The organism is Streptomyces celluloflavus (assembly GCA_000720995.1).
Lineage (GTDB): Bacteria > Actinomycetota > Actinomycetes > Streptomycetales > Streptomycetaceae > Streptomyces > Streptomyces celluloflavus.
Genome location: JOEL01000024.1, coordinates 1 through 12854, shown reverse-complemented (window position 1 = coordinate 12854; position 12854 = coordinate 1). Strand labels below are relative to the sequence as shown.

At 69.5% G+C, this 12854-nt stretch carries 11 protein-coding genes; 5 read left to right on the top strand and 6 right to left on the bottom strand.

Annotation, left to right across the window (positions count from 1 at the left end):
• Window positions 1-286: 286 nt before the first annotated feature.
• A complete protein-coding gene (locus IH09_RS21765; protein ID WP_110952491.1) occupies window positions 287-1714 on the bottom strand; it encodes an amidase in 1428 nt (475 codons plus the stop codon).
• A 974-nt stretch (window positions 1715-2688) separates the two neighbouring features.
• Window positions 2689-4038: a glycosyltransferase family 39 protein gene (locus IH09_RS21760; protein ID WP_318279515.1), complete on the bottom strand. Its 1350-nt coding sequence runs from the start codon at window positions 4036-4038 to the stop codon at window positions 2689-2691.
• A gap of 1226 nt (window positions 4039-5264) precedes the next feature.
• Between IH09_RS21760 and IH09_RS21755 the strand changes: the two genes are divergently transcribed.
• The 4 genes from IH09_RS21755 (at window position 5265) to IH09_RS39230 (ending at window position 7423) form a co-directional block, all read left to right on the top strand.
• A complete protein-coding gene (locus tag IH09_RS21755) occupies window positions 5265-5498 on the top strand; it encodes a hypothetical protein (RefSeq protein ID WP_052858930.1) in 234 nt (77 codons plus the stop codon).
• Complete coding sequence (locus IH09_RS21750) at window positions 5495-6253, top strand: S1 family peptidase (protein ID WP_052858929.1); 759 nt, start codon at window positions 5495-5497, stop codon at window positions 6251-6253. Before IH09_RS21755 ends, IH09_RS21750 begins: the two co-directional genes overlap by 4 nt.
• A gap of 100 nt (window positions 6254-6353) precedes the next feature.
• Window positions 6354-7040 (top strand): M1 family aminopeptidase, encoded by a 687-nt coding sequence (locus IH09_RS21745; protein WP_052858926.1) that lies wholly within the window; start codon window positions 6354-6356, stop codon window positions 7038-7040.
• Window positions 6971-7423: a gluzincin family metallopeptidase gene (locus IH09_RS39230; protein ID WP_190233371.1), complete on the top strand. Its 453-nt coding sequence runs from the start codon at window positions 6971-6973 to the stop codon at window positions 7421-7423. Before IH09_RS21745 ends, IH09_RS39230 begins: the two co-directional genes overlap by 70 nt.
• Before the next feature lie 100 nt (window positions 7424-7523).
• Here the strand turns inward: IH09_RS39230 and IH09_RS21735 are convergent, their stop codons facing one another.
• Both IH09_RS21735 and IH09_RS21730 read right to left on the bottom strand, forming a co-directional pair.
• Window positions 7524-8285: a class I SAM-dependent methyltransferase gene (locus IH09_RS21735; protein WP_052858922.1), complete on the bottom strand. Its 762-nt coding sequence runs from the start codon at window positions 8283-8285 to the stop codon at window positions 7524-7526.
• A gap of 296 nt (window positions 8286-8581) precedes the next feature.
• A complete protein-coding gene (locus tag IH09_RS21730) occupies window positions 8582-10207 on the bottom strand; it encodes a purple acid phosphatase family protein (RefSeq protein WP_052858920.1) in 1626 nt (541 codons plus the stop codon).
• 568 nt (window positions 10208-10775) lie between these two features.
• Between IH09_RS21730 and IH09_RS21725 the strand changes: the two genes are divergently transcribed.
• Complete coding sequence (locus IH09_RS21725; protein WP_052859038.1) at window positions 10776-11630, top strand: MBL fold metallo-hydrolase; 855 nt, start codon at window positions 10776-10778, stop codon at window positions 11628-11630.
• Window positions 11631-11867: 237 nt separating this feature from the next.
• Here the strand turns inward: IH09_RS21725 and IH09_RS39225 are convergent, their stop codons facing one another.
• Both IH09_RS39225 and IH09_RS21720 read right to left on the bottom strand, forming a co-directional pair.
• Window positions 11868-12044 (bottom strand): hypothetical protein, encoded by a 177-nt coding sequence (locus IH09_RS39225; protein WP_190233370.1) that lies wholly within the window; start codon window positions 12042-12044, stop codon window positions 11868-11870.
• Between the two features lie 134 nt (window positions 12045-12178).
• On the bottom strand, window positions 12179-12487 hold the full coding sequence (locus IH09_RS21720; RefSeq protein WP_052859036.1) for a DUF6225 family protein: 309 nt from the start codon (window positions 12485-12487) through the stop codon (window positions 12179-12181).
• Between the last annotated feature and the right edge of the window lie 367 nt (window positions 12488-12854).

Below are 12854 nucleotides of genomic sequence, written 5' to 3'. Positions count from 1 at the left end.
CTCGCACAACTGCCGTGCGGGCGTCGTCCCGGGTGCTGCCACTTCGGCGAGGGCCCGGCAGCAAAGGTCACGCCAGGCAATCGAGGGGGCGGGCCAGCCCTCCCCGCGGGCGCCCGCCGCATTGTTCGTCCGCCACGCCGCCTGCCCACCAGCCCATCCGGCTGCATCAGGAGCAGGTCACCCGGTCTCGTACGGACGGACCGCGGGGCCCGGCAAGACAGTCTGATCGTGCGTCAGTTCAGGCCCCGGTGGGTGGACCCGCCGGAGCCGGGAGCGGTCGCGCTCCTCACCACACCGGAGGATGGCGCCGGATCCAGGGGGAGGCGCTCTCCAATTGCGCCGCCAGCGACAGCAGCGGCCCGTCCGCGCCGTAGCGCCCGGCCAGCATGATGCCGACCGGCAGACCCGCGGGCGCCTCGGGCGTGGGCGGCGTCCAGTGCAGCGGAAGGCTGATCGCCGGGCGGCCGGTGATGTTCCACAACGGTGTCGCCGGGTGCACGTCGAGCATCCGCGCGAAGCCGGCCGCGGGGTCGTCGTCATCCCGGGTCGCGCCGAGCGGCGGTGCGGGCACGGCGGACGTCGGGCTGAGCACGACATCGTAGGCCGAGTACCGCTGTTCGATCCGGCGGGCCAGTTGCCGGAGCTCCGCGAGCGCGGCCAGGAACTCCGTGGCGCGATAGCCGCGACCGGTCTCGCGCAGCCAGCGGGTCAGCGGCAGCAGTCGGCCCTCACGCTCGGCGGGCACGGCCACGCCCGTCGCGAGCATGGCCCACACCACCTTGAACGCGTCGGCGTACTCGTCGGTTCCGGTCGCCGGGGCCTGGACCACCTCGTGCCCGAGCTCGGACAGCAGCTTCGCCGCGGCGGCGCTGCCGGCGCGGCACTGCAGGTCGTCACCGGCCCCGTCCGGCAGTACGCCCACCCGGAGCCGCCCCGGGGCGCGCTCCGCGTACCGGGCGAACGTGGTGCCCGGCGCAGTGGGCGCCGGGTATGGATCGCCGGGGACCGTACAGGCCATCGCGTCGAGCAGTGCCGCGGTGTCGTGGACGGTGCGGCCGAGCGGTCCCGGGCCGGTCAGCCCGGCCGGGTCCCCGCCCGGTTCGGGGCTGATCCGCCCCCGGGTCACCTTGAGGCCGACGACCCCGCAGAACGCCGCGGGTATACGTACCGAGCCGCCGCCGTCGCTGCCGAACGCCCCCGCGGACAGGCCCGCGGCCAGCCCTGACGCCGCACCCCCGCTGGAGCCGCCCGCGCCGCGCGTCGGGTCGTACGGGGTGACGGCGTTGCCCGCATGCGTCTCCGTATAGGACGAGCAGCCCAGTTCCGCCGCCGTGGTCATGCCCAGGATCACGGCGCCGCTCGCCCTCAGCGCGGCGACCGCCGCGGCGTCCTGCGGGGCGACGCGGTCGGCGAAGGCGGCCGAACCGGCGGTGCAGCGCAGCCCGGCGACGGGCCAGGTGTCCTTCACCGACACCGGGACGCCCAAGAGGGGCGGCAGCTCGCCGGCTCCCTCACCACCGGCCGCGATTCGCCGCTCGGCCGCCTCCGCCGCGGCCGTCGCACCCTCGGCGTCGACCTGTGCGTAGGCCCCGAGGCCCGCGTTCAGCCGCTGAATGCGCTCCAGATAGTGGGTGGTGAGCGCCACGGGGGAGACGGACCGCTCACGGATGGCCGCCGCCTGCTCCAGCAGGGTCAGATCGTGCAGTTCTGCCATACGGATCACCTTCCTAGGCAACACGTCAGACAACCTGAGGTGTTGGGTAAGGTTTACCTCACTTGGTCATTGTTCGGCAATCCGGGACCGGCTTCGGGAGGGGGCATCGGGTGGCCGGACCTGGTGGGTGGCGAGGTGGCGCACGGTGAACTCACGTAGTAGGAGGGGTGGCAGCTCACCCACCGACGGGAGCGGCCTCCTCTGTCTGCGGCGGCAGTTCAACGGGCTGATGCGGCGGTCTCGTACGGGAAGTTCCGAGGCGGTCGTCCGCGCGCACCGGCATGTTCGGAGCCGGCTTGTGCCTTCGGGGATTTCGCCGTTGCGGCCGAGCATGGTGGTGCGGGGGAGCAGGGGAGCAGGGGATCGGGAGGCCGGCCGGAAGCAGGCCGTAGCCGAGCGCGGCGTTGTCGATGTGGAACGGGGCGGTCATCTCCTGCCTGCTGCCGACCAGATGGCGCAGGTGTATGGACCAGTAGGCTCCGAAGAAGACCGTACCCGGCACGAACGGCGCCGGTATCGTCTCGTCGCCGCCGTGATCCACCGGAAGGCGGCGGCCGAAGTTGGCCCCGCTCGCCCGCTCGCCCGCTGACCTGCTGTCTGCTGTGCGGGCCCCTCGCGAGGCCGACGAGCGACAGGACGGCCATGACGCCGGTCGCCGCCATGTGCGGCTGGCGTCTGGACCGTCGTCAGGCCCACGAGGTACGTCGGGCCGGCCACCTCGCGTCCTGCCCTCGACACCCTGAAGGCGAAACTCCCGGCCGACCACCTGCCTGCGTAGAGGGCGCTTGCGGGCGCATCCGCGGTTGTCGTGACGGGACTTGGTCCGCGTACCGGCTGCCCCGTCGCAGTTCCTCGCCCCTCTCCCGCGTTGCCGTCGGACAGTCAAGGAGACGCCGCCGAGCGGGCTCTGCGGCACGGATGACTACGGCCTGGTGGGGAGGGGGCCGGTCAGTCCTTGAACGAAGGCGGCCCCGTCACCGCCGAGAGGGATGGCCTTGGGCCGCTGGCCGTGGTCGTCCCGGCTCGCGTCGTTCGTAGACGCTCACCCGGCGCCCCCGCTCGACACTGTCCGAGCGGCGCACGAAGTGTTCGTCCAGGACGCGCTGTTTGGCACGGTCGCGTGCCGAGTCGGCTGAGCGGGGCCCGGGATCGGTGACGAGCACTATGCGCCGCGCGCTTAGCATGGCCCGCTCCACGGCGCGCGGTCCGGCCTCTGTGCCCGCCAAAGTGCCTGACTCCACCGGGCCCTGGACCAGAGCCAGATCCCGTAGGCCGGTGAACGCATGGGGTGAGACGAGGGCGGTATCGCGGCGCGCGGCGGGAATGTAGAGCACGCCGTCGGCGGAGCCGCGGACGTGGTCGACCACGGTCGCCGCGGTGAGCACATCGTCGACGCGGCTGTCCACGGAGCGCAGGCCGAGCTCGATCGGGAGAAGCGCCAGGAGCGCCAGGGGGACGGCGACCGGGAGCAGCACTCGGGCGTGTGTGCCGAGGCGCACGGCGATCGTGGCCAGCAGGGCGCCGATGAGGAGCGCGAGACCTATGTAGGCGAATAGCACGTAACGGGTGATGTAGAGGGGTTGGACGAGGGAGATCAGAACCAGGCCGCACTGCGGCACCGCACAGAGCGGAAGCGCGACCGCCGCGAGGCTCACGCGCGCATGCGGCACAGCCTTGCGCACGCTGCTCGGCACACGTGCGTGCGGCAGGCGCGCGCAGAGCGCGGCGATCGTTACGGTGATCAGCACACCGAGCACCGTCGACCAGCCGAGCGGCCGTATCCAGGCGACCTGCGAGGCTTGGGCCCGACTGGCCAGGATCATCGGCAGAGCTCCGGCGACAGCCCCACAGGCGGCAAGAGCCCAACCGGCACGGCGCGTTCGGTCGAGGCGCAGGCACACCACGGTGACACCATGCGCGACGAGCGCGAGCAGCGAGAACCAGTTGAGCAGCGCGGCGATCAGCACGGCCCCCGCATACCAGGCCCACCGCCAAGCTCCCGGCCGCTCAAGGGCGCCGACGAGAAGCCAGGTCGCGAGCACCACGAAAGCGAGGACGAAGGCGTACGACCGCCCCTCCTGGGCGTACTCCTGGACTGCCGGAGTGAGCGCCAGGGCGAACCCCGCACCCATCCCGGCCCGGCGATGTGACAGCCGGGCGCCGAGCAGCGCGGTCAGTCCGCACGCGGCGGCGGTGGCGAGCACCGAGGGCAGCCGCAGGGTGGCCAGACTGTCGCCGAAAAGGGCGAACACTCCGTGCATCACCGCGTAGTACAGGCCGTGGACGATGTCGACCTGACCGACCAGGTGTCCTATCTCGGCCACCGACCGATGAGCTACCTGCCACGTCGCCGCCTCATCCCGCCACATGCTGTGGTCGCGCGTGATACCCCACAGCCCGAGAGCGAGCGCGAGGACAACCGGGCCGGTACAGATGGATATGCACTTGGATATGGATATGGATAGGGATATGCGAGCTTGCCGCACTGAGCCTCCAATTGGCTGACGGTTCCGGGGGCTGGGTTGGACCAGATGCGGTCCGGTCCGCTTGACCGGACGTCTCGGCAGCAGTGGCATCCAGCTCCGCGCGGCCGCACCGGACCATGGAAATGACGCCGTGCGGCCACATAGGAAAAGGGCCCGATGTGAGAAGGCTCGCTGGGGAAGGGCCCGCTGGAACACGTGCAGTGCGGGTTGGCATCAGCGGTACGCGCAATGCCACACGCCGCCGCGGCGTGATTCCCGAGGCGTCGGGAAATTCGGCGCAGCGCAATGGCGCGGGACCCGGCGGCAGCCGTACTTCCGCGATCCGCATCCGATTGCCGTCCGTCGGTCCCGGCGACAGCGGTAAGTCATTCCCCAAAACGGCGCCATATGCTCGCCCGCCGGACAACTGCTCGCGAGCCCCACCGCCAGGTACGGAGGGCCAGGGCGGCGGGCGTGTCGGACGTGGTGGTGAGGATGCTGATCGCCAGTTCAACGTCGTCGATCGGTGTCTCCTGGGGATCCGCCGTCCGGCTTGCAGCTATCACGCCGATAGCGATCGACGCCAAGAACGGCACGAGGGGTGCAGATGCGGCGGCACACGTCGCGGGACGTCGAACAGCGGCTCCGCGGCGGCGTCCGGGGTGGTGCGATCCAGTGCGCCGGTCGGCCCGTCCGTCGGCGGAACGGCCGGCTGATTGATCAACGCCCAGGCCGCATCGGCAAGTTCCCGCTCACCACTCGAAAACTGACCGGCCGGAACCTGGCCGCAAGCCACGCCGAGGCCGCGGCGGAGAAGGGGGATATGGAGTCTGCCGATTCCCAACACGTGGCGGATTTCCGCTCGTTCACTCAAAACTTGCCCCACTGGTCCCTCTCGCCTCGCGCCCACAGCAGAGGCAGGTCGGGCGGCAACTGATGCATCTGCCCTTCCACCCTGCCACTTCAGCCTCTCAATTCACACGGTCCGAAGGCTAAGAGCTTAAGAGCTCGTAACACGATCACGGTCGTGTCTTCTTGAGGTGTCTCCAGCAGATCAGGCTGCGGGCCAGGGAGACGAAGGCGCCGTGGAGTTCGGTGCGGCGTTCCCAGCGGACGGCCAGTCGATTGAACTGGTGGAGCAGGGCGAAGGCCTGCTCGACGACGTACCGGAGCGTGCCCAGTCCCTTGATGTTCGGGGCGCCCTTGCGGGCGATGACCGGCAGGATCCGGCGCTAGCGAAGCTGGAGTTCTTCCGTTGCGAACCGCTCACATCTCGGGAATCCGGCCATCACATCTCCTGCCCAGGCTTGTGTGCATGACACGACTCAAGCGCGGCGCCCTGTGCGCCTTTCCGGCCTCTGCGACGGCGATACTCGCGGCGGCCCCGCAGGCCCAGGCCATCATCAAGGGTGAAAAGGCCACGGAGAGCTACCCGTTCATGGGGTCGCTGCAGAACCCCCAATCACCCCGCCCCGACGGACATGCCTGCGGCGCGACCCTCGTGGACAAGGAATGGATGGTCACCGCCCGCCACTGTGTGGACGGGCGCGGCGGGTTCGACACCATGAAGGTGCGGATCGGTTCTCCGCGTGTGGACCGGGGTGGTGAAGTGATCGGTGTCGAGAAGGCCGTCTGGCCTTCCGGCAGCATCGTTGGCGACGACATCGCTCTGATCAAGCTCAAGAGGCCCGCCGCGGCCACGCCGGCGCGGATCGCCACCGATGTTCCCGAACACCATGCCCCGGTGCGCATCCTCGGCTGGGGGCTGACCGGAAAGGAGATGATTCCCGCCAACTGGCCCAAGGATCTGCGCGAACTCGACACCGAGCGGCTGCCCGACGGGAACTGCGACCGATCGGGGATCGTTCACGGCAAGGAGATGTGCATCGCCGCCGTCAACGGCCGCGGCGCGGCCAACATGGACTCCGGTGGCCCCGCCCTCATCAAGACCAAGGGCGCCTGGGCCCTGGTCGGCGCCACCTCCGGCAACGGAGGCGACCCCGACATCGACCCCACCATCTACACCAACGTGACCATCAGGGCTGACTGGATCAAGTCCGTCATCAACTCCTGATCCCCGTCCACGGGAACGAGACCGAGCACGCGGCCGTCGGCGCCGTACGTCCGACGGCCGCGGCACCCCTCCACACCCGCAGTCCGGCAACGATCCGAAGGTGCAGAACCCGCTCGCCCGATATCCGGTCACCGTGTTCACCCATGGCGGCCTGCTCGGTGCCGAGCAGGCCGCCCGGCACGCGGGCAACGGCGGGAACTGGGCCCACCTGTTCTTCCCGATGAACGACCATCCCAGCGACAAGGCACGTGTCACCTTCCGTATCACCGTCCCCAAGAACCTGACGGCGGTGGCGACCGGCACGCTGCGCCGGACCACCACGAAGGGGGACCGCACCACGTACGTGTACGGCACGCGTGGCCCGATCCCCACCGAGGTCGTCCAAGTGGCGGTCGGCCGTTACAAGAAGATCACCGCAACCGGCCCCGGCGGTCTCTCGCTGCGCAGCTACGTGCCCGCGGAGCAGGCCGACAAGACCAGGCCGTACGCGGACCAGATCGGCAAGCAGATCGCCTGGGTACAGAAAATGATCGGCAGCGCCTACCCCTACGAGACCTACGGTGTCCTGGTTCCCCAGGGGGACTACGGGGCAGCCCTGGAAACAGCGACACTGTCGACCTTGGGGCTGAGCACACCGGACGATGTGCCGACCATGGTCCACGAGCTGGTCCACCAGTACTTCGGCAACGCCGTCTCGCTCAAGAGCTGGGACGACATGTGGATCAGCGAAGGCCACGCCTCCTACTACACGTTGCGCTACCAGGAAGAAAAGAAGATCACCCGCTGAAGGAAAGCGTTGAACGCACCTACGAGTACGACCAGGAGAACCGCTCGGAGACCGGGCCGCCCGGCCGGCTCAAGGACCCCGGTGACGTCCTCGGCTCCACCAACGCGCCTGGCGTCGTCATGCTCCACGGTCTCAACCGCCAAGTCGGCGACGCGACGTTCCAGAAGATCGAGAAGACCTTCTTCGAGCGTTTCCGCCACAAGACCGCCTCGACCCAGGACTACATCAACGTCGCCAACGAAGTCTCCGGACGAGACTTCAGCGCCTACATCAAGAGCTGGATCTACGGCGCGAAAACACCGCCCTACCCCACCTCGGCCCCCGCTCCAACGCAGACCGAGGGACACAAGGTTCGAGCAGTCGGCCCACCGTCCCGAGCCTGACGCCTGGGCAAGCGCGGAGCTGCCTTCCGGCGCTGGCATAGCGAATGCAGACAAGGCATAGAGGGTGCGGTAACGAGAGAGGCTGTCGGATCGGTGCCTATCAGGGACGGGCGGCCACCAGCAGGTCGACCAGATAGGTCTCCTCCACCGTCTCGTCCGGGAAGATCTCGCGCAGGCGGGCGCGCTCGTCGGTGAGGAACTCCTGGGTGCCGGTCTCGCCGAGAACGAGAAAGGCCGAGTGGCTGCTGATGTTGGCGAGATGCGTGTCGAGGGGGACGACACGGCTCCAGCGCAGTTGGCGGCGTACGAAGCGGAGGCCGGAGAAGCCGGCGAGCTGGGCGGCACGGCTGTCGTCGGGGCGCGCGAGGGAGGGCTGCCGTACTCCGCAGTGGTTCGCGATGCGCTCGTGTTGGGCGGCGATCCAGGGCACGTCGAAGGCCGTGGTGTTCCACCAGACCGCGAGCGAGCCGCCCGGTCGCAGGACGCGCAGTGCCTCGGGGACGGAGCGGTTGGTGTCCGTCCAGTGCCAGGACTGCGCGTACGTGATCAGGTCGTGGGAGGCATCGGCGAGCGGCAGGGCATTGCCGTCGCCCCGGACGATCGGCACATCGGGAAGCGCCCGGCGGAACTCGGCCGCCATACCGTCGCCCGGCTCGACGGCGATGACGTCCGCGCCGCGTTCGCGCAACAAGGCGGTGGCGATTCCGGTGCCCGCGCCGACGTCGGCGACGCGGGCACCCGCGAGGGGTCGCCCCGTGAGCTCCTCGACGGCGTCCAGGAGGGCAGGCGGGTAGGAGGGGCGGTTCGCGGCGTACTGGGCGGCGGCCGCGTTGAACGAATGGGCGCGCGAGAGGGCAGTCATCCGCCCATCCTTGCGTCCTGCCTCCTCGTGGACGAGTGCGGGGCGTCAGCGAGTACCGGGACCGCGACGGGCCGGCCCACGGCGAAATCGGTGCGGGCCGGGGGCAGCCGGTCCCGTACAGGGCGCATCTCGCGTCGGCGAAACGCTGCGACCTCCGCCGGAGCGGTGCGTGCGTGTGCGTGTGCGTGCGTGTGCGTGAGGACCGGCGGGCGGAGACCCCGTCCCCCGGCCGCCACCCGCCCCGGGCTCGTACCGCTCACTTTCCGCGGCCGCGGTCGGACCCCCTCACCGTCGCCTCAGTGCCGTGCATGTGCGTCTCTACGGGGCCGTTCCAGGGTGAAGGTGTCCACGGGGGTCAGTTCTCCGTAGGGGCCGTCGAAGGTGTAGTACGTGACGTGCATCCGCGTACGGCCGGTACGGCGGTCGCCCGGATCGACGTCGAAGGCGGCGAAACCGTGGGTGTGGACCCGGTCCTGGACGGCGCGCCAGGGGGCGTCCTCGGTGACGAAGACGGCCTTGCGGTGGCGGCCCTCGGTCTCCTTGCTCAGATCGACCACGACGCGTCCCTTGGGCTCCTCGAACAGGTTGTCCTGGGTGGTCGCGAAATTGCCGCCGCCTCCGATGATCATGTGGACGGTGCCTTTGCCGGTGTCGGCGACATCGGTCCTGGTGGAGACCGGGACCGGGGTGCGGGCCTCGTTCGGCAGGGTGCCGCGGACCGGCAGGGAGCGCTCGTAGTAGTGCTCGTGGCCGCTGAGCACCAGATCGACCCCGTACGCGTCGAAGAGCGGGCCCCACGCCTTGCGAATCCCGAGGTCGCTGCCGCTGCCGCCACGGCTGCTGGAGATCATCGGGTGGTGCATGAAGGCGACGATCCAGTCGATGCCCGCGTTCGCGCGTGCGGCCTTCAACTCCCGCTCCAGCCAGCGGCGTTGCGCCCCGCCGGAGTAGCCGTGCACGTAGGTGTCGCCGGTGTCCTGGATCGCCACGTCGTCGTTGGCCAGGCTGATGAAGCGGACCGAGCCGACCGTGAAGGCGTACCACAGGCCACGGGTCTCCGGGTCGGTGGCGGTCGTCGACCCGGGCAGTGTGAAGTAGGTCTGGTAGCCGGCCAGACCCAGGGGGCCGTTGCCCTTCTCGTTCTCGCCGTTGCCGACGCAGGGCATCCATGGGCGCAGCCGCGTCGAGCGGCTGTTGCTGATGAACCAGTCCGCCCAGGTCGCGACGCGGTCCTCGCCGAAGACGCCGGCCGCGGAGGCGTAGCACAGGTCACCGTTGAGCAAGTTGAACAGCGGTCCGACCCGTTCCACCGCGGCCACGATGTCGGCAGCGGCCGGGCTGCCGGCCTGGCTGCTGGTGTAGAGCGGGAAGGGCCCGGAGGGCGAAGGGGTGTCCCCGGAGGGCCACTTGACGGCCCGGCGCAGATTGGGCGCCCCCTGGTCACCGAAGCTGGTGAAGGTGAACGCGGTGCGCCCGCGCGGCGCCGTGGTGAACGAACCGGTCTCCGGCGCGGCGCCGTCATGCCCGGCCGAGTAGAGGTAGGTGGTGTTCGGCCGCAGTCCGGTGAGGTGGGCATGGTGGACGTACACCTCCTCGCGGGAGAGTCCGTCGCGGTATGTGCGGGTCTCGGCGTCGACCACCCGGCCGGCGCCTCCGTCCGGGGAGCCGAGGCGTATCTGCGGACGGCGCACGGACTGGGGGCTGATCCAGGAGACGGTCATCTCGGTGCCGGGGTCGGCACCGAACTGGAGGTGCAGCCCGGCCACGCCGGGCACGTCGAGGCGGCTCGGTGTGCGCTGGAGCAAGGGGGACGCCGCGGACGGCGGCCGGCCGGCGGCTTCGGCGCTCCCCGCGGCGCCGAGCGCGGTGGCGGCTGCGGCCGCGGTCGAACCGGCCAGTACTGATCTTCGCGCGATCGGCATGTAACGCCCCTTCCGTGGCAGGGAATTGGTCCTGAGCACCTTAGGCCGGATCCGCCGTTCTGATACCTGTGGAACGCGCTTCGGGGTGAGGAAGTGCCTTGCGGCGTGCGGTGAGGGGCGGTCTCTTCAGGGTTCCGATGCGTGGACCTGGGGCCGAGGCGTGGGGTGTGGTCGGGACCTGGGGCGCCGGTGTGGCTCGTCCAGGAAGCCGGGCGGTCGGCCGACCGGGGTGCGTTCGGGCGATCTGGCGACTGCCCCGTGGCCCCCTCGCGGCCCCCTCATGACTGCCTTGTGTGGGCCTCGTGGCTGAGGGCATGGTTCCGCTCAAGTGCCGTTTTGTCATGTATGCGTTAACTTTTCAGTGCGTCGCATCGCATCGGTGAGAGCGGCAGCAGCCATCAGAAGCAAGAGCTGGCCCCCTTCCTCTTCCGAGAGCCGCCGAGGTACCTCTTTGTCGCGAGATCCGTACACGCCGCAAGGAGTGAGTATCACCGTGGATGATGCGCAACGCGCCGACCAGGTACCGGCACCGGGACCGGTAGCGGAGGCCGGGGAGTCCGGCTGGTACGTGGACGATCGCTGCACGAACTGCGACGTCGCCAGGCAGCTCGCGCCGGACCTGATCGGTGAGGTCGATGGACGATCCGAGGTTCTCCGCCAGCCGCGCGGCGAAGTGGAGGCCCGTCAGTTGTACGCCGCCGCGTTCGCCTGCCACACCCGCTCCATCCGCCACACCGCCCGGCGACTGGACCCGGCCCTGGATCCCTTCCCGCTGCCTCTCGACGACACCGTCTCCCTCTGTGGGCAGAACTCGACCCACACGGCAGGGGCCAACTCCTACCTCGTCCGGCGCCCTTCGGGGAACCTGATGCTGGTGGATACGCCGCGCTGGAGCCCGTCGCTGGCCGCACGGTACGGGGCTCTCGGCAGCGTGACCGATGTTCTGCTGACCCACCGGGACCATGCGGCGCACGGCCGGCGGTACGCGGACCACTTCGGTGCTCGGCTGTGGATCCACGAGGGTGACCTTGACGCCGCCCCGGACGCTGACCGCGTCATGCGCGGCACCGGCGCCGTCGAGATCGGCGAGGGAATGCTCGCCTACCCGCTCCCGGGCCATACCAGGGGCAGCGTGCTCTACATCGCGGACGAGCGGTACTGCTTCAGCGGTGACAGCTTCTATTGGTCACGTTCGACCGGAGCCGTCGAGGTGGCGGAGAGCGTCACCTGGTACTCCATCCAAGAACTGGCAGCGTCTCTGGCACGCACGGCCGACCAGCTCCGCTTCGAATGGCTGCTTCCGGGACACGGAGATCGCAAACACCTTCCTGCCCAACAAATGGCCGATCAATTGAGGCAGTTGACCGACCGGACCCGCGAAATGAAACCTCGGCCGGTGGACTTCACCGCGCTGCGCTGGTGAACGACCAACCGGATGTGGACGTATGCGAGTTCGCGGTTCGTGGCGTTGCGTGCGCCGTTGAATAGCCGGGGCTGGAGTGGTTGTTTCACGGCTTGGCCGGAGGGTTTTTCCTCGTTGGGACGGGCGATGCGGCTTTTGGTGAAATGGGGCGCCGCATCGCGCGCGACGCGTCGAGATCCGTCCGCGGCAACTCGTCGATCACCTACTCATCCAGATAGCAGGCGGCAATCCAGCCGCTCACTCCTCTGGGGACACCGCCGATCCAGGTTCGCCGCCCTCGGCGCCGGCACCTTCGGCCGCGATAAATGGTCCGGCGGTGTTGCCGTCGGGTGAGACTTCTTGTGTGTCAGGTGCCAGGTCAGGGCCGGCGCCGTTGCCGTCGGTGGAGACGGACGGTCCGGTGTTGTCGGCCACGTTCCCCCCTCGGTTGCTGCTGCCGCTTGCGGGCGGCGATGGGTGATGACACCAGTACACGCCTCAGGAGCAGCCGCTGAAAGACCTGAGAGGCATATCGGTGTGATCTGCGGGCAGCCGTCCGTGGCGGGCGGTCAGGCCAGATCTCGGTAGTACTGGCCGGCCTTGAAGTCGGCGAACAGCGTGTACTCAACCTCGGTCCCGGCCGAACTCTCCTGGGCATGGTCCCTACTACCCGGGGCGTAGTCCTTCTCGACAGGAGCGAGGTCGACCAGGGCGTACTCGCTGTATCCGTCGAAATCGCCGGGCCCGTCCGCGACGCCGACGTGGACGAGGGCGTCGTCGGGCAGACCTGTGAGGGCTTCCCGGAGCTGGCCCGCGGTCCATACCGTGGGGGAGTGGTCGATGGTCGCGGGGTCTGTGAGGGGCGCGGTCTCTGTCATGGCAGGGAGGCTAGCGGGCCGGCCGGCCACAGGCAGGTAGCCGACCCGTCAAGGTCATCCTGATGCCGAATGCGGCGCGACCGGGGCGCGCGTCTCGTCGCCCAGGAACGGGAAGCCGACCGCCGATTTGAGTGTGTTCACCGAATCGGCCGGTGAAGGTGCTCCGACCGGGCACCCGCGCCGTGGCCCGTCGTCGTGAATATTCGATGCGGGTCGGCAGTCGCGGCGGCTCCCGGACCGAACGGATATCAAAACGCTGCTCTAGGCCCAATACCGGTGATTTAGGTGGCTTTCCGGCTGGTGGGTCTGGTCTTGGTCGGTCCGACCAGTGTCACGCGGGGAGTGCTCGGTCGGGGCGGATCGTGGT